The sequence below is a fragment of the Cohaesibacter gelatinilyticus genome, from assembly GCF_900215605.1.
Taxonomy (GTDB): Bacteria; Pseudomonadota; Alphaproteobacteria; order Rhizobiales; family Cohaesibacteraceae; genus Cohaesibacter; species Cohaesibacter gelatinilyticus.
In genome coordinates, this window is sequence record NZ_OBEL01000004.1 from 216,325 (window position 1) to 236,043 (window position 19,719).

A 19,719-nucleotide genomic window follows, 5' to 3' on the forward strand; every position below is an offset into this window, starting at 1 on the left:
TAAGTCTCGGCCAACCCTCTCATGCAGCTTTGTAAACTGACCGTCAGATCAGGAATTCAAGATGACTTCTGCTAAGGATTATCAGCAGCTGCTGGCCTCTGCTGGCTATGTGGCTGATGGGCGGCTGTCGCTCGCGCTCTCCATGGCCAGCATGCTGGAGCGTCCTCTTCTCCTGGAAGGGGAAGCTGGCGTGGGCAAGACCTTCGTCGCCCAGTCTATTGCCAAGGCGATGGATCGTGCCCTGATCCGACTGCAATGTTATGAAGGGCTGGATGCTCAACAGACGATTTATGAATGGAACTATCAGCGTCAGATGCTAGCTATTTCCCTTGCTGGAAAGCAAGGAACCAGTCTCCAAGAAGCTGATCTGTTTTCGCAAGATTATCTGATTGAGCGACCTTTGCTGGAAGCCATTCGCCAGCCTGAGCCACCCGTGTTGCTGATCGATGAAGTGGACCGAGCAGACGAGGAATTCGAAGCATTCCTTTTGGAGATCCTGTCTGACTTTCAGGTAACGATCCCCGAACTTGGTCCCCTTCCTGCGATCACCAAACCGCTTGTAATCATCACGTCGAATGGTGTGCGGGACATATCGGATGCATTGCGTCGTCGCTGTTTGTTTCATCACATCGACTTTCCTGATATCGCAACTGAGCTGCGCATCATTCAAACACGACTTCCAGACTGCAATATCAAGCTTGCACAAGGGGTAGCCTCCTTTGTTGCGGCCTTGCGCAACGAAGATTTGATCAAAGTTCCCGGTGTTGCAGAGACGTTGGATTGGACTGCAGCTCTGATCGGGCTGGAGATTGAAGATCTGGCGGATGATCTCGAGCAATCCTACCAGGCGCTGGTTTGCCTCTTGAAGACACGGGTAGATCAGGAACAGATTCCTTTCCCGGTCTATGAACGACTGGTGGCAGGTGCATCATGCGCGTAAATCTGTATCCCACCCATGAGCCTGATATTGGAGAATTGCTCACCTGGCGGTTGACGCAGTTTGTACGGTTGTTGCGTGACAATGGTTTTTCCATCGGGCCAAGTGATAGCGAACAGGCGATAGGGCTCTTCTCTGATCAGCCAGAGCTTTTGGGAAAGCATGCCTTTCGTCAGAGTTTGCAAATTCTCTTTTGCAATCGGGCCACTGAGCTTGAGCGTTTTGATGAAATCTTTGATGCCTACTGGCTTGGCAAAGCCAGCCTCAAAGCAACCATCTGGCGTGATGTTTCCCTGGCCGCACAGAGCGTGGTGGAGAAAAATACCCAAGGGGATGGCATCGCCGGTCCGCAGCAGGGATTGGCGCATTACTTCGAATGGCGCGAGGCACAAAACGATAATGCGGAATCTGATGAACAAAGCGAGCAGGATACCAATGCTGCCAAGTTAGGTGGTGCTTCAGGCCAGAGTAATCGTCAATCGGCCGATTTTGGCAAAGTAAAAGATGAAGAAGAAGCTGATGAGCTGTTAGCGCTGGCTGCAAGGCTCGGCAAACGGCTGCATTATCGTCTTTCACGCCGCAAGAGCATCGCAAATAAAGGGATGCAGATTGATCTTCGCAAAAGCATGCGTCAAGCCTTGGCGAGCGATGGCATTCCACTGCAGCTTGCGAAAAAGAAACGCAAGAAGCCACCGGTCAAGTTGGTGATCTTCGTTGATGTTTCTGGCTCTATGGATGCCTATTCCATCTTCTTCGCCCAATTCATGCTGGCGCTGTTGCAAGAGGCCAAACAGGCCAATGCCTTCTTGTTCAATACCCGGCTGGTACCGGTCTCAACCCGTTTTCACAAAGCCAATGCCAAGGTGCTGACGGATAAGCTCAGTTTATTGGGGCGTGATTGGTCTGGAGGTACCAGGATCGGCGAGATACTGGCCGTTTTCAATGAGCAATATGCAAAGCAGTTGGCCAGCAAACGTACCATTTTCCTGATGATGACTGACGGTTTTGACGCCGGTGGTACGGCTGATCTTGATCGGCAGCTCAGCCAACTCAAACGCAGCTGCAAGAAATTTATCTGGTTGAATCCAATGCTGGGGCGTGACTGCTATGCGCCCGAGGCACGCGGAGCCTCAAAACTGATGGCTCATGCGGATCTGGCGCTTCCCGTTCACAATCTGAAATCCCTTGCTGCTATCGAGAAAGTTCTGATCCATGACTGTTAATGCCTCATTCTCCTGCCTTACATCGCAGGATCAGGTCGTGCAATTGGAAGCAGATTTCGTTGCATCAAGGACGTCATATGTTCGGATCACAGTGATCCGAGTGGATGGCACGGCAGCCTCCCGAGCAGGAGATCGCTATCTTGCGACCTGTGAGGGAGAATTGCTCGGTTTTACCGGTGGGGGCTGCATCCGCTCGGCGGTGAAAAAGGCAGTCCTTGAGGTGTTGGAAAGTGGTGAGACCAAACTGGTTCACGCTGTGCCAAAAGCAAAAGCCGATCAACCGGATGATGGCAGAGGGGTACAGCGGGTTGTCAATCATTGCCCAAGCCAGGGTGAGTTGGAATTCTTTGTTGAACCGGTCTTCGCCAAGCCTGCAATTGCACTATTCGGTCAATCGCATCTCGCTCACATCTTGAAGGAATTATGCGCCTTTGCCGGTTTCAGTCCGGTGATACAGGAAGATGGTGAAGCCGGGAAAATCGGCCGCTATGCTCTCATTGCCACCATGGGACAGGGAGATCTGAATGCGCTGAAAGGTGCCCTTACCGCGGGATATGAGCGTATTTTCTTTGTGGCAAGCGACAAGAAAGCCAATCACCTCATGACCAAATTGGCTGAGGAGTTCGAGCCCTCCCAGATTGCAAGGATTATATCTCCGGCGGGGCTGAAAATCGGGGCGCAAAGCCCGGAAGAAATCGCCATTTCCATTGTTTCGCAATTGATCGAACATCGCCGTCTCAAAGAGAAGGATGGCGAGCAATGAGCAATTATTCCAACTTTGAGGTCATTTTGCTGGCGGCAGGGCTCTCCAGGCGAATGGGATCGGTGAACAAGTTGTTGCTACCGATTAGAGACGAGGCCTTGGTACGTAGAACAGCATCGCTTTATTGCTCACTTGGCATGCGGGTGCATGTCATTTTAGGGCATGAAGCGCCTAAGGTTCGCTCTCAGCTTCAAGGATTGCAACTGACCACCATTGTCAATCCTGACTTTGAGCAGGGGCAAAAGACGTCTGTGCGGGTTGGATTGCAGCATGTCTTACTGGATGGAGATGGTCTCCTTATCGCGCTGTCCGATCAGCCTTTGCTTCAATCATCGGACATTGCCGCGCTTTGCGATGCCTATCTGCAAGGACAGCAAGACAAGGTTCTGGTGCCTCATTTTCAGGTAGAGCGAGGAAATCCGATCCTCTTTCCATCGTCTCTGGCCAAACAGATCAGCGATCAGGGCCGTGTGCCGGGATGTCGCCGTTTCATCGATGCCAATCCTGATCAGGTTCAGTTTTTTGCAGCCAAAAACAACCATTTCACCTTCGATCTCGACACCCCCGAGGATCTCGCGAGATCAAAAGAAACACTGAAAAGAACAGGGTAATTATATGGAAATCAAAGGTTCTAGCGTTATCGCCGCCGATAAGGAAACAGTCTGGCAAGGGCTCAATGACCCAAACATTCTGCAGGCCTCCATTCCGGGCTGTGAAAGCTTGGAAGCCATAGGCGAAAACCAGTTCAAAGCCACGGTTGCCACGAAGATCGGTCCGGTGAAGGCACGCTTCTCCGGTCAGGTGGAGTTGCAGGATCTCAATCCTCCCAATGGCTATGCAATCGTTGGTTCCGGCTCTGCTGGTGGTATGGGCGCGGCCAAAGGCACCGCCAAGGTGGCTCTCAGCGAAGATCCAGAAGGCACTCGCCTTGATTATCTGGTGGATGCGGAGCTCAGCGGCAAGATTGCCCAGCTTGGCGGCCGTCTCATCCAGAGCACTGCTGGTGTTCTGGCCGGACAATTCTTTGGAAACTTCTCCAACCAGATCAGCGGGCCGGATGCCTCTGGGGCTGCTGCGATGTCCAAGGAGCCCTCGGGCTCTGGTTTATGGCTCTATCTGGGTATTGGTGCCGCTCTGCTCGCCATACTCGCCTATGTGATTGCGAACTGATGATGGAGATAGCATCCCAACAGCAGGGCAGCTGCAACCTTGGCCAACGCTCCGCGGGTCGAATTGCTTGCACCCTCATTCTTGCCCTTGCTGTTGGGATCGCTCTGTCTGCCACGCCCACCATCGCGCTTGAGCGCAGTCCGGATGGGCGCTTCTGGTCAGTGATCTGTACCTCTGAGGGTATTTTCCATGTCGATCTGACGACGGGGGAGAAGCGTAAATCTGACCGCCCGAGCAATCAGGAGCAGAACCAGTCTTGCCATAGTGCCAACGGCCGCCGTGCAAAAATACAAGAAAGGAAAACAGGATGACCCGCGTAACCCCTGCCATGCTGGAGCGCAAAAGCCTGCGAACCTTCGATCTTGCAAGGGAAGGGCCATTTCTGGAGCATCCGCAAGATGTGCTGTCCGCAGCGCTGGATCTGTATGAAACCGGTCTGGATGTGGCTTTGGTCGTGCTGGTCAAGACAGTTGGTGGGGCCGTGCGAGCACCTGGTGCTTTGATGGCTGTCTCCGCTGAAGGGGATGTAGTAGGCTATCTGTCTGGTGGTTGTATCGATGCCGATGTTATCGCCAATGCGCAGCTTTCGTTGCAATCGGGGAAGCTTACCGAGTTGAAATATGGAGCTGGCAGCCCCTACTTCGATCTACCATTGCCCTGTGGTGGTTCTATTGATTTGATGATCTTGCCGCAACCCGATATGGAAATTCTTCGCTACGCACATGGTCGATTGGCGTCGCGCCAGACCGTCAGCATTGGTTTTCACAGAAACGGGGCAGTTTCAATCAATGATGATGAAGATGATACAGATTTTACAGCTCACTATGTCCCGAAATTGAAGCTGCGCATTGCGGGTAGGGGAGCTGATTGCATTGCCCTGCTGCGTGCTGCCAAGGCATCTGGTTTTGAGGTGCATTTTCAATCTCCCAAGGAAATTGAAGTTTCCATTGCCAGACGATTGCAGATTGATCAGGTTGATCATTTGAAGTCTGCCAGCAGTCTTCCATGCTCGGAAGACGATCCTTATACTGCATTTGCTTTGATGTTCCATGATGTGGAATGGGAGAGTGTGCTGCTCAAACAAGCCTTGGCGGGACAGGCTTTCTATGTGGGGGCTGTAGGTAGTGTGAAGACACATGAAAGACGCTGTGAGGAGCTTGGCAAAATAGGCTGTTCTGCGGATGAAATCGAGCGTATTTCCGCGCCGATTGGACTGGTTCCCTCGTTACGGGACGCCAGTTTACTCGCTACATCGGTACTGGCAGAAATAATTGCCTCTTTTCAAGTGCTCCAAGCGAGGCTAGCATCCTAATATCATACATATAATTACGGACCAATTTTCAGATGCCTTTCAAGGATCAGGATCACCTCGATCAATGCTGACTTATACCTACAGTCTTCCGCTGGTTATGGCATCCATCATCATTGCCATTCTGGCCGCATTTACCGGCCTTGCCCTGACCAATGGCATCTCGGAATTGTCCATTACACGCCGAAAATTGCAGATTGGCATGGCGGCCATTGTGATTGGCGGCGGTATCTGGTCCATGCATTTTGTGGCTCTGCTGGCGCTGAAGCTACCTGTTTCCATCTCCTATGACCTGATCTGGACAATTGGTTCTGTTTTGATCGAAATATTGATGAGCGGAGCAGCTCTGCTCATCCTGCATTTTGCCAGGCGCAATTGGTTGAACATGTCGATAGCCGGCTCGCTTATGGGGTATGGCATCGTCACCATGCATTTTGTGGGCATGCTGGGCATTCGAGGCTGTATTCCGGTCTTCTGGTTGACAGGAAAGCTTATTCTGGTTGTCGTGGGGCCTGCGACCGGTATCCTGGCCGTCTGGGCGGCTTATCGCTCCAGAACACGGCTGAATATCATTCTCGGTTCCATCATTTTCGGCCTGTCGGTCTCGGTTATTCATTATGTGGGCATGTATTGGACCGGATTTGCGGCCTTGCCACCGGAAGAGGCCATCGTGACAGCTCTTGATAATGGCATGTTGGCATTATGGGTGTTGTTTTCCGCCTTTGCGATCTGTGGGTTTTTTCTGCTGACTTCAGCAACCTTCCTAGCACCCCAAACAACAAAATATGTCGTTGAAAATGGTCCTGTACTGCATGACCCTGCTTCCATTGCAGAGGAAACAAAAGAGCAAGCGTCTCTAGCTTTGCGCGTACCCTATGAGAAGGAAAATAGTATACGATTTATCAATAGCGATGAGATTGCTGCAATTCAGGCAGAAGGGCATTATTGTGTGCTTTATACCGAGAATGAGCGACTTTTTTGCCCATGGTCCATTTCCAATGCCATGGATAGAATGCCAGACAATTTTATCCGTACTCATCGCTCCTACATGGTCAATGTCAATTTCGTCTCCGGCTTTGTGCGCAACAAGGATAATGGTCGCTGCATGATCGAGAATATCAGCGAATTGGCAGAGGTGCCCATTTCCCGCTCGCGTATTGAAGATGTCAAACTTGCTCTGGGTCTTTGAGCTTTAGTGCCCGATTTAAAAGTCTCTGGCTCAGGACTTTTAAATCGGGCTTTTAGAAACTTGGTGGCGTGCAAGCTGACACGATCACGCATGGATCCGGCCCAACTGCGCGAAAGCGATGCGGATTGTGGCTATGGAACAGATAGGCATCGCCCGGCCCGAGGATACGCCGTTGCTCGCCAACCGTGATCTCGATCCGACCTGATATCACCACGCCGCCTTCTTCGCCATCATGCCCATACATCACGCGACCGGTATCGGCGTCTGGCTGATATGTCTCATGGAGAATTTGCAGATTGCGGCCAAAGAGGTTGTTGCCGACCTGTTTCAGGGACAATTTCCCCTTGCCAATCTCCTTCAACTCTTCAGCGGCGAAGAAGACCGCCTGTTCAGGTTTGGTTTCAAAGGAAAAAAATTCGGCCAATCCAATCGGTATGCCATCCAGAATGCGTTTCAAAGCACCAACAGATGGATTGATTTTGCCTGATTCTATTTGTGAGACCATTGAATTGGCCACGCCAGCATTTTTAGCCAAAGCCCGTTGCGACAGGTCTGCCTGTTTGCGCACCGTCAATAGGCGCTGACCGACATCCAGTTCCTCTCTAAAATTGTTTATTTTGCTCATTATATAGAACATTTCCTATTCGAGTTCATATTTTTCAATAGCTTATTTTACAAAAGAAATAGACTTTTCCAAGATAGAAAACACTTTAGACTCGCTGCAAATCTTAAAACCGATCCAGTCACTCACTTTTTGAGAGAGCATCCTCTCTCGCTCAGGGGGAAGATTATGCAGAATTCCGAAATCTCCAATCGCAAATCAGATGCTATTGCCCGTGGCGTTGGCATGATGACCCAGGTCTATGTGGACCGTGCCAAGAACGCCGAAGTCTGGGATGTAGAAGGTCAGCGCTATATAGACTTTGCCGCAGGTATCGCCGTGGTCAATACAGGGCATTGCAATGACAAGGTCATGGCTGCCGTGGAAGCCCAGATGAAGCGCTTCACTCATACCTGCCATCAGGTTCTGCCATATGAAAACTATGTCCATCTTGCAGAGCGCTTGAACAAGGCTGTTCCAGGTGATTTTGACAAACGTACCGTCTTTGTGACGACCGGCGCAGAGGCCGTTGAGAATGCGATCAAGATAGCCCGTGCTCACACCGGGCGTCAGGCCGTGATTGCCTTTGGTGGCGGTTTCCATGGTCGGACTTTCATGGGAATGAGCCTGACCGGCAAGGTTCAGCCCTATAAGGCTGGCTTTGGTGCCATGATGGGTGACGTTTTCCATGTACCATTCCCGGTCGATTTGCATGGCATGAGTGTCGAGCAGAGCCTTGCTGCCATCCAGCAATTGTTCAAATCTGATCTCGATCCAAAGCGCGTTGCGGCGATCATTCTGGAGCCAGTTCAGGGTGAGGGTGGTTTCTATCAGGCACCTGCCGAGTTGATGTGCGCAGTCCGTGCTTTGTGCGACGAGCATGGCATCGTGATGATTGCCGATGAAGTGCAGACCGGCTTTGGTCGTACCGGCAAGCTGTTTGCCATGGAGCATTATGATGTGGTGGCTGATCTCACCACCATGGCCAAGGGGCTGGCTGGCGGCCTGCCTCTGGCAGCTGTCACAGGCAAGGCGGACATCATGGATGCAGCCAATCCCGGCGGCCTTGGTGGCACCTATGGCGGTAATCCGCTTGGTATTGCGGCAGCACATGCTGTGATGGATGTGATCGAAGAAGAAAAGCTCAGCGAGCGTGCAACGATACTGGGCGACAAACTGAAAGCTGTTCTGGAAGGTCTGAAAGCGGATATTCCGCAGATTGCCGACATCCGTGGCCCCGGTTTCATGACAGCAGTGGAATTCAACAAGGCTGATGGTTCCGGCCCTGATGCTGACTTCACCGCTCGGGTAAAGGATGAGGCGTTAAAACGCAATCTGGTGCTGCTCACCTGCGGTGTTTATGGCAATGTGGTGCGTTTCCTTGCGCCTCTTACCATCGAAAATGAGATCTTTGATGAAGCCATGGGCATCTTGAAAGAAACCATGCTGGCTGCAAAGGAGGCTTGATCCATGAAACTGAATGATAAAAGCCTGCTTGAAACCCGTGCCTATATCGGCGGTGAATGGCGCGATCTGGATGACAAATTCGATGTGACCAATCCCGCGACTGGTGAGGTGATTGCCTCGGTCTCCGACTGCTCGGTTGCCGATGTGAAGGAAGCCATTGATCTTGCCTATACCGCGCAGAAGGAATGGGCGAAAAAGACCGGCAAGGAACGCGCTGGCATTCTGCGCAAATGGTTCGATCTGATGGTGGAAGCAGCAGATGATCTGGCAGCAATCCTCTGCGCCGAGATGGGCAAACCATTGGCTGAATCCAAAGGCGAGATCCTCTATGGAGCGTCCTTCATTGAATGGTTCTCTGAAGAAGCCAAACGTGTTTATGGCGATACCATCCCCGGTCACCAGCCAGACAAGCGCATCATTGTCATGAAGCAGCCAATTGGTGTTGTGGGATCCATCACACCTTGGAACTTCCCCAATGCCATGATTGCCCGCAAGGTAGCACCGGCCTTGGCAGCAGGCTGCAGTTTTGTGGCACGTCCGGCAGAACTCACACCGCTTTCCGCTCTGGCCATGACCGTGCTGGCCGAACGGGCTGGGATACCCGCTGGTGTCTTCAATGTGGTGCCAAATAGCAAAGCGGCTGAAGCAGGCGAAGAGCTCTGCTCCAATCCGAAAGTTTCCAAGATCACTTTCACCGGTTCCACTCGTGTGGGGCAGATCCTGATGCGCCAATGTTCTGACGGCATCAAGAAGATGAGCCTTGAGCTGGGTGGCAATGCGCCTTTCATCGTCTTCGATGACGCAGATCTGGATGCAGCGGTAGAAGGCGCGATGATCGCCAAATATCGCAACAATGGTCAGACCTGTGTTTGCGCCAACCGCATCTATGTGCAGGCTGGTGTCTATGATGCTTTTGCTGAAAAACTGGCTGCAGCGACAAAAGCTTTGAAGGTTGGCAATGGTACTGAGGATGGCGTGACCACCGGACCACTGATCAATGAAGCAGCTTTGGCAAAAGTGGAGGCCCATCTGGCTGACGCCAAGGAAAAGGGGGCCAAGGTGTTGACTGGCGGATCCCGTATCAAGGGGACTTTCTTTGAGCCAACCGTGCTCACCGACGTGCCAATCGAAGCCATGGTCTCGAAGGAAGAAACCTTTGGTCCCCTTGCTCCGCTCATTCGCTTTGAGAGCGAAGAAGAAGTGGTGGCTCTGGCCAATGACAGCGAGTTTGGTCTGGCTGGTTACTTCTATGCCAATGATCTCTCTCGTGTCTGGCGTGTAGCTGAAGCTTTGGAGACCGGTATGGTTGGTGTCAATACTGGCTTGATCTCGACCGAAGTTGCACCATTTGGTGGCATCAAACAGTCTGGGCTTGGTCGGGAAGGCTCCAAATATGGCATGGATGATTTCCTGGAAATTAAATATGTCTGTCTTGGTGGGATCTGAGCTGATCGGGACATGTGTCTCGTTTGGTCGCCATCTTTAATGTCGAAAGCCCGGAGGGAGTGCCTTCCGGGCTTTATTTTTTGGATTTAAAATTATTAATGAAAATAGGCGCTTATGTCTAAGTAGATATACTTTTGGGAAAATAATGTAGCTTGTGTGGAATAATGTCGCACTCTGAGCCGTGAGTCTTCCAAATGCATGAATTGGTCGTGCAAGACGGAGGACGGTTATGACCGACAAGAAAACAGACCCAAAAAGCCTGAGCGAATTTTTCAGCAAAGACCCGGAAGCCGCGGACAAAGCCTTTTTTGGCCGTGTGTCCAATCCTGATCGCCGTGGATTTCTGAAAGGTGCTGGCCTTGCGACCATGGGCGCGATGCTGGGGTCTGCAATCCCGTTTCATCGCACAATGCCAACAGGACTGGTGCCGGTGGCTCTCGCTGATGAAGAGATCCTTGTCGGTAAAGATGGCCTGACCCTGCTCAATGATCGCCCGGTCAATGCCGAGACCCCTGCCCATCTGCTCAATGACGCCATCACCCCAACGGCTCGTCACTTTGTGCGTAACAACGGTATTCCGCCAGAAGAAGTGGATGTGGACGCCTGGACACTGACCATTGATGGTCTGGTAGACAATCCAATGACCTTGAGCATCAAGGATCTGAAAGAGAAATTTGAAGTCCACGAAATGGCTTTGGTAGTGGAATGTGGCGGCAATGGTCGTGCAGCCTTTGATCCACCTGCCAAAGGCAACCAATGGACGCTTGGCGCGGTGGCATGTTCCAAATGGACCGGTGTGAAACTGAAAGATGTTTTGAACGCTGCAGGTGTGAAGAGCAACGCAATCTATACTGCTCATGTTGGTGCGGATGAGCATCTGTCTGGTAATCCAGACAAGCTGCCAATCTCTCGCGGTATGCCAATTGAAAAAGCCATGAACGATAACATCCTCATCGCATTTGAGCAGAATGGCGAACCGATCCACCCATTGAATGGAGCTCCGCTGCGTTTGGTGGTTCCTGGCTGGCCGGGGTCCTTGTCTCACAAATGGCTGAAGCGTATTTACCTGCGTGATATCGTGCATGACGGCCCGAAAATGACTGGCAAGGCTTATCGCGTTCCAAACCGCCCGGTAGAACCAGGCGAGAAAGTAGACAAGAAAGACTTCGAGATCATTGAGCGTATGCCTGTGAAATCCCTCATCACCTCTCCTGAAACTGGTGGAAATTCAGGTCTCTCCATGAAGGTTAATGGTCATGCCTGGTCAGGTGATCGTAAGGTCAAGCAGGTCGATATTTCTCTCGACTTCGGGGCAACATGGCAGAAAGCTACCTTGAATGATCCGATCAATGATGGTGCCTGGCAGAATTGGGAAGCTGACGTCACCTTCCCGGAAGCTGGCTATTATGAAGTCTGGGCTCGTGCAACAGATGATGCTGGCGAAGCCCAACCATTTGCCATCAACTGGAACCCGAAGGGATATCTGAATAACAGCATGCATCGCATTGCTGTGAGAGTATCTTAAAACCCAGCGCTTCCCCCGGCATCTTGCATCAAATCATCCTCAGAACATCATGTTCTGAGGATCGGGATGCGTATTGCCTGAAGACAAGGACGGATTGTCATGAAATTTTTCAAATCGACCACAGCGCCTTTCTGCATCGTTCTGATGTTTGTGGCTCTGGTTGGCAGTGTCGTTGCCTCAGCAGGCAGCGTGAATACAGATGACCCTGCGGCTCTTCCTCCACTGACGCAGGAAGAGCTGGATGAAATGGACGTCGGGGTGCTGTTCAAGGCTCGCGGCGCGGAAGAGGTCTATGCCTATTGCGCAGCTTGCCATTCAGAACGCATCGTTTCCCAGCAGGGCCTGACCCGAGATGACTGGATCGAACTGTTCGAATGGATGGTAGATGAGCAGGGCATGGAAGAAATTGAGGAGCCTGATCTCACCCTCGTTCTGAACTATCTGGAAAAGAATTATGGTCCTGATCGGCCGAATTTTCCCGGAAAGAAAAAATAGCAAGAACAGTCTCGGCTCTTGAATACAGGAGCCGGGAGCTGAAATAACCAGCAGAGGTTGGCTGAGAACTGGGCAAGCGATCAGCCGACCTCATCCTTTTCCAGAACTGATGTGATCAGGTGCAAGGAGCAGCTTGATTAGAGCCTGAAATTTGAGCCAGAACCGTGCCCTTGCTTGTGTCAGCATTCAGCGTGACAACTTGCTTTACATAAGCACTTATATTGTCAAAGCGGTTCTTATCCATGCCCAACGCCACGATATGATAAGATAGATCATTGATCGTCCATGATGCACTCATCATGGAGGGATTGGTATCTTTTGGCATCGGCTTGGCTGTTTTCCCAACCCAAAGTGTCAGTTTGCAGTTGCGGGGGCCGCGATAATGCAGGACGGCGCGTTGATCTGACCCTTTATCGAACACGCGATAACTGGCGAGCTTCAACTGAGCTCCAGTGAGATCCGGGACAGCTACATCACCCAGAGCTTTCAGGGAGGCTTCGCGCAAGTTACCGATCTGGTCGGGTTTTTTAAATGTTTCTTTTGACAGGCTCTGATGCCAAGCCAGAGCATGATCTGGCTCAGTCTTATTTGTGAAGTCGAAGGTTCCCTGCGTCAGCAAAGCCGCTGCAAAGGTGAGCGCTATGATGCTGGCAGCAATTGGCAAAGTCGGTTTGGTCATGCCAAGAAAAGGTTTCTTTGGCATCGGAAGAATTTGAGTGGCAGCTTCTTCTTCATGCAGTAGCTTGACGCCAGCTTTCAGAGACAGGATACGATCATACATCTCCTTAAGCTCAGGCTCTTTTTGCATCTGTGCATGCAGTTGAGCAGCTCTCACATCATCCAGCTCGCCATCCGCCAAAGCATTGAGATGCTCGAACGTGCGCTCGTCAATTTGTTTATTTGCGCCTGTTGTCATTGTCTCGTCACTTTGCGTCATCTATTCGGCTCTGCTCGCCCATATCCAAGGGATCGTCTTGCAGATGTTTCATCATCTCGGCTCGCGCACGGCTGATCCTGCTCATCACGGTGCCCTTGGGAATGTCCATAACTTCCGCGACTTCCAGATATTTCATTCCCATCACATCAATCAGAAACAGAATTTCACGATGAGACTCTTTTAGCATTTTAAAAGCCTCACGAACGGCTAATTGATCCGATGCGTCAAAAGATCGCGTATGGATCTCACTTAATACACGTTCCTGCTCGGTAGAATATTCCATTCTTATTTTCTGTTTGCGCAAATAATCAATATAGAGATTGCGCAGCATTCGAAAGGAATAGGGCTTCAGGTCGTCAAATTCTCTGGGAGCGTGTGGGGTGACAAGAAGTTTGGTCAGAGTTTCCTGAGCCAGATCAAAGGACAGATCCGCATCACCGATAAGGGCGCTGGCATAACCATGCAGATCTGGCGATAAACGCGCGACCTGCTTTTCTCTTTGCCATCTCCACCCAAACACATCAATTCCTCTTGCTAATCACTTTTACATAGCACGAGTGATAAGCAAACGAGCAAGCGTTTATTAGAAAATTCTAACATTTAAGCCGGTTTGGTAAATCTCGACAAGTGGACTTGGTGGGATATGATTGTATGAACCCTGTTTGAGGTTCCTCCGGCTGTGATGAATTGACATTGCCTTCGGCTAGCAGCTCGCTGACCCGTCCGTGATTGTGTTTAGGGTTTTGGACAATATGGAAAGCTGATTAAGGCACGGCTATCGATATAAATCGCCATTGAGGTAACGAAGCCCTGTATCAATCACCACAGTCACAATGCTATGGCCAGGTCCCAATGCCTTGGCCCGTTGCAAGGCTGCCCAGATATTGGCACCAGAGGTGATCCCGCCAAGAATTCCTTCCTGCCGGGCGAGCTTATGGGCACCCTTGTAAGCCTCTTCGTCCTTGACCGGAATGACTTCATCAATCAGATCCCGGCGCAGGATTTTTGGTAGAAAGGAAAGGCCGATCCCTTCCAGCCGGTGTTTGCCGCTGGTATCCCCACCTGAAACATTGCGCACATGGTAGGGTTCCACTCCGATGATGCGGGTGTTGGGATCATGGTTGGTGAGGATTTCGGCATTGCCGGAAATGCAACCACCACCGCCAACAGCCATGACGAATTCATCAATCGGACAATCAATCTGGTCTATGATCTCCTTGCCCATTGGATGATAACCGCGTTTATTGTCGAGATTGTTTACCTGATCCGGCCAGAAAGTGCCTTCATCTTTCGCTAGATCCTTGGCACGGGCAATCATGCGGTCAATCACATCAGCAGTCAGGATACCGTCCTCGGCATGGATGATTTCAACCTCGGCCCCAAAAGCACGCATGGTCTGTAATTTTTCTTCGGAAAAACCGTCAGAGGAAACAAAATGTGCCCCATATCCTCGCTGAGCACAGACCATGGCAAGCGAGCTGCCCGTGCTGCCGCCGGTATATTCAACCAGTTTTCCGCCCGGTTTCAGCTTGCCGCTTTGCTCAGCCCCTTCGATCATGGAAAGCGCCATACGGTCTTTCATGCTGCCGGTGGGATTGGCACCTTCCCATTTGACATAGATATCCGCGCAGTCTGGACCGGTCATGCGTTCCAGTTTGATCAGTGGTGTCTTGCCAATCGCAGTCATGATCTCTCTCCAGAAATTTCTCTTATAGTAACTTTCATATTTAAAGTGACTATATATTTCAAGCTTTTATTTTGAAAGTGAGTCCGTTAATCTGTAGTGAGCTACCAAAGGATCTTATGAATGAGCCAGCCAGACCATGACTTTCGATCTCGTTGTTCGATTGCTCGAACACTAGATATACTGGGAGATAAATGGACTATTCTCGTGATCCGCGATCTAATGTGGCATGGCAAGCATAGTTTCAAGGATCTTCAGTCAAGTGAAGAGAACATGCCGACAAACCTATTGGCCCAGCGTCTCAAAAAGCTGATGAAATGGGGGTTGGTCTATCGAGAGGTCTATCAGGAAAAGCCGGTGCGCTATCATTATTATCTGACAGAGCAAGGCAGGGGTCTCGAACCAATCCTGCTGCAGATCATGGATTGGGGCCACCATAATCTGGGTGGTGGCTTTTATGATCCGATTAAGGGCTTTACTGTTAACCCCGCGAAAGACTTAGACGCAGGGCCCAATTGAGTTGTTTGACCAGGTAGCAAAGCAATTGAATGCATCACTCGCGCTTGACGATCATGAAGATCCGGGCTTCATCTTTTGCTTCGATCTTGTGATGGACATCTGCAGGATAACGTGCGGTATCGCTCTCACTCAACTCTGTCATTTCCTCGCCACAGGTTAGCGTGATGGTGCCCTGCAGTACGGTAATTTGCTCCCGCGTTCCTGCACTATGTGCGTTGCTATCCAGACAACCGCCGGGCTTGAAGCGTAAATCATAGATCTCATGTTTCCCTACATCCTCTGGCGGCGAGAGAATGTGGATTGTGCAATCGCTGCCACCTTGATTGATTGCTGGTACTTCATTGGCTTTTAAAACTTCGATTTCTCGCTTGCGCGCGCCTTCATCCAATAGCCCGGCAAAATCAACCTGAAGGGCTCGTGTCAGATTCCAGAGCGTTGCAATGGTCGGGCTGCTTTCGCCGCGCTCAATTTGACTGAGCATGGAACGGCTTACTCCGGATAGCTTGGATACGGCTTCCAGTGAAAGGCCCTTGCCCTGTCTTGCCTTTTTCAGGCGAGCAGGAAGCTGGTCTAGTATAGTGGTATCTGTCTCCGTCATATTGGAACTGTGCGCAACCAGCGTTCAACTGTCAATCACCGAAATGATTGAACCAATTCAGGCATTGTGGTCCTGCAGAAGTCATCAAACTTTTCCTAAAAATCCTAAATAAAGGATTTTTTCCATTTTATTGGATTTCATGTGTTCAACTGCTTCTATGCTCGTGTTACGCTCAGAAAAATGGAGGATGCCATGACTGAGAAATTTCTGTCCCATATTGAAGGGATTCTGAGCGAAATCGACGCTGATGGCCTGATGAAGCGCGAACGCCTGATTACCTCACCACAAAGTGGGGAAATTACTGTGGGTGATCGAAAGGTCATCAATTTATGTGCCAATAATTATCTAGGATTGGCGGATCACCCGGATCTCATAAAAGCTGCGCAAGATGCCATGGCTGCAAAGGGATTTGGTATGGCATCCGTGCGTTTCATTTGTGGCACTCAAGATCTGCATCGCACTTTGGAAATGCGCCTGGCGAAGTTCTTGAACAAGGATGACGCCATTCTGTTTGCTGCCTGTTTCGATGCCAATGGAGGCCTTTTCGAGCCACTCCTTGGTCCGGATGATGCAATCATTTCCGATGCACTCAATCATGCTTCCATCATCGATGGCATCCGTCTTTGCAAGGCGAAGCGCTATCGCTATGCCAATAGTGACATGAGTGATCTGGAAACCAAGCTGCAACAGGCAAAAGCTGAGGGTGCTCGGCATATCATGATTGCAACTGATGGCGTTTTTTCCATGGACGGCTATCTGGCAAAATTGCCCGAAATTACCAAGATTGCAAAACAATATGATGCCTTGGTGATGGTAGATGATTGTCACGCCACCGGATTCATGGGTCCCAACGGTGCTGGCACTCCAGATCACCATGGTGTGGACGTCGATATCTTGACCGGTACTCTGGGCAAAGCTCTCGGTGGTAGTATCGGCGGTTATATTGCAGGTCCGCAAGCAGTGATCGATCTGTTGCGCCAGCGTGCAAGGCCTTATCTCTTCTCAAATTCCTTGCCGCCAGCAATGGTTGCTGCTGGTATCGAGGCTATTCGTCTCGTGGAAGAAGGCGCGGAGCATAGGGTGCAACTGTTTGAGAATGCCGCTTATTGGCGCGCTGGCCTGACAGATCTTGGCTTTTCATTGCTTGACGGCGAGCATCCGATCATTCCTGTGATGCTGGGGGATGCCAAGCTGGCTCAGAAAATGGCAGCGGGCCTGTTTGAAGAGGGGGTTTATGTCTCTGGTTTCTTCTTCCCCGTTGTGCCGCGCGGTCAGGCACGCATCAGAACTCAGATGAATGCTGCTCTTTCCAAAGAAGATCTGGATCGGGCACTGACTGCCTTCGGTAAGGTAGGGCGTGATTTGGGAGTGATCTGATGACTGCCAAAAGCAACATGATGACAGCTCTTGCCAAAACCAATTCCAAGGAAGGGCTCTGGAAGGTTGAGGCTCCCTTACCAGAAATTGGTCCTGATGATGTTCTGATCCGCATCAACAAAACAGGGATTTGCGGAACAGACATGCACATCTGGAACTGGGATGAATGGGCTTCTCATACTGTTCCGCTTGGTCTGATCACCGGTCATGAATTTGCGGGTGAGATCGTGGAGCTGGGTCGTAATGTCAGCAATCTCGATGTCGGGCAGCGCTGTTCGGGGGAGGGGCATCTGGTCCAGTCGGATAGCCGTCAAAGTCGAGCGGGAAAATTCCACCTTGACCCAGGCACCCGTGGTATTGGTGTGAACGAACAGGGTGCATTTGCTCAATATTTGCGCCTTCCCGCCTTTAATGTTGTGCCGCTACCTGACGATATTCCAGATGACATCGGAGCGATACTCGATCCATTGGGCAATGCCGTTCACACAGCGCTGAGTTTTGAACTGCTTGGCGAGGATGTTCTGATCACGGGTGCCGGTCCCATCGGTATCATGGCCGCCGCGATCTGTTTGCATGCTGGTGCCCGCCATGTGGTGATTACCGATATCAATTCCGATCGTTTGGCTCTGGCAGCAGACGTGGCTCCCAATGCACGCATTGTCGACGTCTCGAAAGAAGATCTCAATGACGTCATGCATGAGCTGGATCTGACGCAGGGCTTTGATATAGGGCTGGAAATGTCCGGAAATTATCGTGCCTTTGATCAGATGGTCGACGCCATGGTAATGGGAGGCAAAATGGCCATGCTGGGTATTCCTCCGGGAGAAATGCCTGTCAATTGGAGCCATATCATCTTCAAGGCCATCACCATCAAGGGCGTCTATGGGCGCGAAATGTTTGAGACCTGGTACAAGATGATTGCGATGCTGCAAAATGGATTGGATGTCAGCAAGGTTATCACTCATCGCTTTGACGTCACGGATTTTGAGCAGGGCTTCAAACTGATGAAAGAGGGTAAGTCTGGTAAGATCGTGCTGGATTGGACCGGGATTGGACCCTGAAGTTATCTTCTTGGACTGAGGTCATCAAAGAGGTATTGCAAGATATTTCAATAATAAATATTTTATGCTTGAAATAAATTAATTCTGCGCTAACCTAGGTCATAAGGATAAGACCGGATAGCAGGATGAGCAATGACCGATGATGATCTCGATCTTGGCAAACATGCCTTCGTAACCGGAGGCGGTAGCGGCGTTGGTGCAACCATTGCGCAAAGCCTTGCCGAGAACGGTTATGCTGTGACCATCATGGGCCGCAATGAAGCTGCGTTGGAAGACGTAGCCAATGGTCATGAAGCCATCGGCTGGGTCACCGGTGATGTAACTGATCCGGCCTCGGTTCAGAATTGTATGGATCAAGCGATCAATGGCGCAGGCCCGATCTGTACAGTCATCGCCAATGCCGGTGCTGCCAAAAGCAAACCCTTCAAAGCCATGACCATTGCAGATCTGGATGATATGCTCAGTGTGAACCTCAAAGGCGTATTCAACTGCTTCCAAACCGCATTGCCGCATATGGAAAAGGCCAAGCGTGGCCGCATGATAGCAATTGCCTCCACCGCAGGCCTTAAGGGTTACCCTTATGTGTCTGGTTATTGCGCCGCCAAACATGGTGCCATCGGACTGGTAAAAGGCCTTGCAGTTGAATTGGCCAAAACGAACATCACCGTCAATGCCATATGTCCCGGTTTTATCGAAACACCGATGCTGGAGCGTTCCATTGAAAACATCGTTGCCAAAACTGGCATGAGCGAGGAGCAAGCGGCCAAATCCTTGCGTGCAGGCAATCCGCAGGATCGCTTCATTCAGACCGATGAAATCGCCGCCAGCGTGCTTTGGCTTTGTTCCGACGCTGCCCGCTCCGTTAATGGTGCCGTGATCCCCATCACAGGGGGTGAAATATGACCAATTCTATTGAAGAAACAAGCAAGACCATGTCCCAAGACACCCAACCCAATGCCGCTGATGACCCGGCTTCCAAAGCGCGCCTTCGTCTCTGGCTGCGCTTGCTGAAAGGTCAGCGCAAGATCGAAAATCGTCTGCGTGAAAAGCTGCGCGACGATTATGGATCGACCTTGCCGCGTTTCGATGTGCTGGCAGCATTGAGCCGGGAACCGGACGGCTTGAAAATGAGCCAGCTCTCCGGTGTCTTGAAGGTCTCCAACGGCAATGTCACCGGCATCGTGGATCGTCTATCCAAGGATGGTTTTCTGGAACGGGTGCCAGTGGAGGGTGATCGCCGCGCCATGCGTGTTTGCCTCACCAAGTCAGGCCGGGATCATTTCGCAACTTTGGCGGAAGCGCACGAAGGTTGGATCGACGACATGTTGTCCGAATTTACCGCCGATGAGGCGGAAGATATTGCAGCCCGTCTGGCGAGCCTGCTGGATCATATGAATGAAGGAGATGACCAGGCATGA

The 19,719-nt window shown here is 51.1% G+C and carries 22 protein-coding genes; 17 read left to right on the forward strand and 5 right to left on the reverse strand.

From position 1 onward, the window contains the following. Nucleotides 1–61 precede the first annotated feature (61 nt). The 8 genes from CRO57_RS16975 (at nt 62) to CRO57_RS17010 (ending at nt 6,591) form a co-directional block, all read left to right on the forward strand. Nucleotides 62–940 (forward strand): AAA family ATPase, encoded by an 879-nt coding sequence (locus CRO57_RS16975; RefSeq protein ID WP_097154672.1) that lies wholly within the window; start codon nt 62–64, stop codon nt 938–940. Further along, nucleotides 931–2,160, forward strand: a complete 1,230-nt coding sequence (locus CRO57_RS16980) for a vWA domain-containing protein (protein WP_097154673.1) — start codon at nt 931–933, stop codon at nt 2,158–2,160. The genes CRO57_RS16975 and CRO57_RS16980 overlap by 10 nt, the downstream gene beginning before the upstream one ends. Next, nucleotides 2,150–2,923 (forward strand): XdhC family protein, encoded by a 774-nt coding sequence (locus CRO57_RS16985; protein WP_097154674.1) that lies wholly within the window; start codon nt 2,150–2,152, stop codon nt 2,921–2,923. The genes CRO57_RS16980 and CRO57_RS16985 overlap by 11 nt, the downstream gene beginning before the upstream one ends. Then, nucleotides 2,920–3,534, forward strand: coding sequence for a nucleotidyltransferase family protein (locus CRO57_RS16990; protein WP_097154675.1), 615 nt, complete (start codon nt 2,920–2,922; stop codon nt 3,532–3,534). Before CRO57_RS16985 ends, CRO57_RS16990 begins: the two co-directional genes overlap by 4 nt. Before the next feature lie 4 nt (nt 3,535–3,538). Further along, nucleotides 3,539–4,093: an SRPBCC family protein gene (locus tag CRO57_RS16995; protein WP_097154676.1), complete on the forward strand. Its 555-nt coding sequence runs from the start codon at nt 3,539–3,541 to the stop codon at nt 4,091–4,093. Continuing rightward, nucleotides 4,093–4,404, forward strand: coding sequence for a hypothetical protein (locus CRO57_RS17000; RefSeq protein WP_141401268.1), 312 nt, complete (start codon nt 4,093–4,095; stop codon nt 4,402–4,404). Before CRO57_RS16995 ends, CRO57_RS17000 begins: the two co-directional genes overlap by 1 nt. Then, nucleotides 4,401–5,405 (forward strand): XdhC family protein, encoded by a 1,005-nt coding sequence (locus tag CRO57_RS17005; protein ID WP_210200914.1) that lies wholly within the window; start codon nt 4,401–4,403, stop codon nt 5,403–5,405. The genes CRO57_RS17000 and CRO57_RS17005 overlap by 4 nt, the downstream gene beginning before the upstream one ends. Nucleotides 5,406–5,469: 64 nt before the next feature. Next, nucleotides 5,470–6,591 carry an MHYT domain-containing protein gene (locus CRO57_RS17010; RefSeq protein ID WP_097154678.1) on the forward strand — a complete coding sequence of 374 codons (1,122 nt, stop codon included), beginning with the start codon at nt 5,470–5,472 and terminating at the stop codon, nt 6,589–6,591. Between the two features lie 52 nt (nt 6,592–6,643). Here CRO57_RS17010 and CRO57_RS17015 read toward each other — a convergent pair whose 3' ends face one another. Beyond that, a complete protein-coding gene (locus CRO57_RS17015; RefSeq protein WP_210200915.1) occupies nt 6,644–7,216 on the reverse strand; it encodes a cupin domain-containing protein in 573 nt (190 codons plus the stop codon). 165 nt (nt 7,217–7,381) lie between these two features. On the opposite strand from CRO57_RS17015, the gene CRO57_RS17020 reads away from it, so the two are divergent. The 4 genes from CRO57_RS17020 to CRO57_RS17035 all read left to right on the forward strand — a co-directional run bounded on the left by CRO57_RS17020 (nt 7,382) and on the right by CRO57_RS17035 (nt 12,125). Continuing rightward, nucleotides 7,382–8,659, forward strand: a complete 1,278-nt coding sequence (locus CRO57_RS17020; RefSeq protein WP_097154680.1) for a 4-aminobutyrate--2-oxoglutarate transaminase — start codon at nt 7,382–7,384, stop codon at nt 8,657–8,659. Between the two features lie 3 nt (nt 8,660–8,662). Further along, nucleotides 8,663–10,105, forward strand: coding sequence for an NAD-dependent succinate-semialdehyde dehydrogenase (locus tag CRO57_RS17025; RefSeq protein ID WP_097154681.1), 1,443 nt, complete (start codon nt 8,663–8,665; stop codon nt 10,103–10,105). A gap of 229 nt (nt 10,106–10,334) precedes the next feature. Continuing rightward, nucleotides 10,335–11,630, forward strand: a complete 1,296-nt coding sequence (locus CRO57_RS17030) for a molybdopterin-dependent oxidoreductase (RefSeq protein WP_097154682.1) — start codon at nt 10,335–10,337, stop codon at nt 11,628–11,630. A 99-nt stretch (nt 11,631–11,729) separates the two neighbouring features. Beyond that, nucleotides 11,730–12,125, forward strand: a complete 396-nt coding sequence (locus CRO57_RS17035; RefSeq protein ID WP_097154683.1) for a hypothetical protein — start codon at nt 11,730–11,732, stop codon at nt 12,123–12,125. Between the two features lie 115 nt (nt 12,126–12,240). On the opposite strand, the gene CRO57_RS17040 is transcribed toward CRO57_RS17035, so the two are convergent. The 3 genes from CRO57_RS17040 to CRO57_RS17050 all read right to left on the reverse strand — a co-directional run bounded on the left by CRO57_RS17040 (nt 12,241) and on the right by CRO57_RS17050 (nt 14,749). Beyond that, nucleotides 12,241–13,041 (reverse strand): anti-sigma factor family protein, encoded by an 801-nt coding sequence (locus tag CRO57_RS17040; RefSeq protein ID WP_141401269.1) that lies wholly within the window; start codon nt 13,039–13,041, stop codon nt 12,241–12,243. A 7-nt stretch (nt 13,042–13,048) separates the two neighbouring features. After that, nucleotides 13,049–13,582, reverse strand: a complete 534-nt coding sequence (locus tag CRO57_RS17045) for an RNA polymerase sigma factor (protein ID WP_170956151.1) — start codon at nt 13,580–13,582, stop codon at nt 13,049–13,051. A gap of 255 nt (nt 13,583–13,837) precedes the next feature. Continuing rightward, nucleotides 13,838–14,749 carry a PLP-dependent cysteine synthase family protein gene (locus CRO57_RS17050; RefSeq protein WP_097154686.1) on the reverse strand — a complete coding sequence of 304 codons (912 nt, stop codon included), beginning with the start codon at nt 14,747–14,749 and terminating at the stop codon, nt 13,838–13,840. A gap of 120 nt (nt 14,750–14,869) precedes the next feature. Here CRO57_RS17050 and CRO57_RS17055 point away from each other — a divergent pair, with 120 nt between their 5' ends. Then, nucleotides 14,870–15,265 carry a winged helix-turn-helix transcriptional regulator gene (locus CRO57_RS17055; protein WP_097154687.1) on the forward strand — a complete coding sequence of 132 codons (396 nt, stop codon included), beginning with the start codon at nt 14,870–14,872 and terminating at the stop codon, nt 15,263–15,265. Between the two features lie 34 nt (nt 15,266–15,299). Here the strand turns inward: CRO57_RS17055 and CRO57_RS17060 are convergent, their stop codons facing one another. Next, nucleotides 15,300–15,863, reverse strand: coding sequence for a helix-turn-helix domain-containing protein (locus CRO57_RS17060; protein WP_097154688.1), 564 nt, complete (start codon nt 15,861–15,863; stop codon nt 15,300–15,302). A 192-nt stretch (nt 15,864–16,055) separates the two neighbouring features. Here CRO57_RS17060 and CRO57_RS17065 point away from each other — a divergent pair, with 192 nt between their 5' ends. The 4 genes from CRO57_RS17065 to CRO57_RS17080 all read left to right on the forward strand — a co-directional run bounded on the left by CRO57_RS17065 (nt 16,056) and on the right by CRO57_RS17080 (nt 19,719). Next, nucleotides 16,056–17,240 (forward strand): glycine C-acetyltransferase, encoded by a 1,185-nt coding sequence (locus CRO57_RS17065; RefSeq protein ID WP_097154844.1) that lies wholly within the window; start codon nt 16,056–16,058, stop codon nt 17,238–17,240. Continuing rightward, nucleotides 17,240–18,301: an L-threonine 3-dehydrogenase gene (gene tdh, locus CRO57_RS17070; protein ID WP_244580130.1), complete on the forward strand. Its 1,062-nt coding sequence runs from the start codon at nt 17,240–17,242 to the stop codon at nt 18,299–18,301. Before CRO57_RS17065 ends, tdh begins: the two co-directional genes overlap by 1 nt. Before the next feature lie 132 nt (nt 18,302–18,433). After that, the gene (locus CRO57_RS17075) at nt 18,434–19,204 is read left to right on the forward strand and encodes an SDR family NAD(P)-dependent oxidoreductase (protein ID WP_097154689.1); all 771 of its coding nucleotides are present in this window, start codon (nt 18,434–18,436) and stop codon (nt 19,202–19,204) included. A 29-nt stretch (nt 19,205–19,233) separates the two neighbouring features. Further along, nucleotides 19,234–19,719, forward strand: coding sequence for a MarR family winged helix-turn-helix transcriptional regulator (locus tag CRO57_RS17080; RefSeq protein WP_210200923.1), 486 nt, complete (start codon nt 19,234–19,236; stop codon nt 19,717–19,719).

What these genes read in the sequence shown, in the direction of transcription:
- CRO57_RS17020 (WP_097154680.1), top strand. Translation starts at nt 7,382, where the DNA reads ATGCAGAATTCCGAAATCTCCAATCGCAAATCAGATGCTATTGCCCGT.
- CRO57_RS16995 (WP_097154676.1), top strand. Translation starts at nt 3,539, where the DNA reads ATGGAAATCAAAGGTTCTAGCGTTATCGCCGCCGATAAGGAAACAGTC.
- CRO57_RS17030 (WP_097154682.1), top strand. Translation starts at nt 10,335, where the DNA reads ATGACCGACAAGAAAACAGACCCAAAAAGCCTGAGCGAATTTTTCAGC.
- CRO57_RS16975 (WP_097154672.1), top strand. Translation starts at nt 62, where the DNA reads ATGACTTCTGCTAAGGATTATCAGCAGCTGCTGGCCTCTGCTGGCTAT.
- CRO57_RS17060 (WP_097154688.1), bottom strand. Translation starts at nt 15,863, where the DNA reads ATGACGGAGACAGATACCACTATACTAGACCAGCTTCCTGCTCGCCTG.
- CRO57_RS17065 (WP_097154844.1), top strand. Translation starts at nt 16,056, where the DNA reads ATGACTGAGAAATTTCTGTCCCATATTGAAGGGATTCTGAGCGAAATC.
- CRO57_RS17075 (WP_097154689.1), top strand. Translation starts at nt 18,434, where the DNA reads ATGACCGATGATGATCTCGATCTTGGCAAACATGCCTTCGTAACCGGA.
- CRO57_RS17010 (WP_097154678.1), top strand. Translation starts at nt 5,470, where the DNA reads ATGCTGACTTATACCTACAGTCTTCCGCTGGTTATGGCATCCATCATC.
- CRO57_RS16990 (WP_097154675.1), top strand. Translation starts at nt 2,920, where the DNA reads ATGAGCAATTATTCCAACTTTGAGGTCATTTTGCTGGCGGCAGGGCTC.
- CRO57_RS17000 (WP_141401268.1), top strand. Translation starts at nt 4,093, where the DNA reads ATGATGGAGATAGCATCCCAACAGCAGGGCAGCTGCAACCTTGGCCAA.
- CRO57_RS17055 (WP_097154687.1), top strand. Translation starts at nt 14,870, where the DNA reads ATGAGCCAGCCAGACCATGACTTTCGATCTCGTTGTTCGATTGCTCGA.
- CRO57_RS17025 (WP_097154681.1), top strand. Translation starts at nt 8,663, where the DNA reads ATGAAACTGAATGATAAAAGCCTGCTTGAAACCCGTGCCTATATCGGC.
- CRO57_RS17005 (WP_210200914.1), top strand. Translation starts at nt 4,401, where the DNA reads ATGACCCGCGTAACCCCTGCCATGCTGGAGCGCAAAAGCCTGCGAACC.
- CRO57_RS17015 (WP_210200915.1), bottom strand. Translation starts at nt 7,216, where the DNA reads ATGAGCAAAATAAACAATTTTAGAGAGGAACTGGATGTCGGTCAGCGC.
- CRO57_RS17035 (WP_097154683.1), top strand. Translation starts at nt 11,730, where the DNA reads ATGAAATTTTTCAAATCGACCACAGCGCCTTTCTGCATCGTTCTGATG.
- CRO57_RS16985 (WP_097154674.1), top strand. Translation starts at nt 2,150, where the DNA reads ATGACTGTTAATGCCTCATTCTCCTGCCTTACATCGCAGGATCAGGTC.
- CRO57_RS16980 (WP_097154673.1), top strand. Translation starts at nt 931, where the DNA reads ATGCGCGTAAATCTGTATCCCACCCATGAGCCTGATATTGGAGAATTG.
- CRO57_RS17040 (WP_141401269.1), bottom strand. Translation starts at nt 13,041, where the DNA reads ATGACAACAGGCGCAAATAAACAAATTGACGAGCGCACGTTCGAGCAT.
- tdh (WP_244580130.1), top strand. Translation starts at nt 17,240, where the DNA reads ATGACTGCCAAAAGCAACATGATGACAGCTCTTGCCAAAACCAATTCC.
- CRO57_RS17050 (WP_097154686.1), bottom strand. Translation starts at nt 14,749, where the DNA reads ATGACTGCGATTGGCAAGACACCACTGATCAAACTGGAACGCATGACC.
- CRO57_RS17080 (WP_210200923.1), top strand. Translation starts at nt 19,234, where the DNA reads ATGTCCCAAGACACCCAACCCAATGCCGCTGATGACCCGGCTTCCAAA.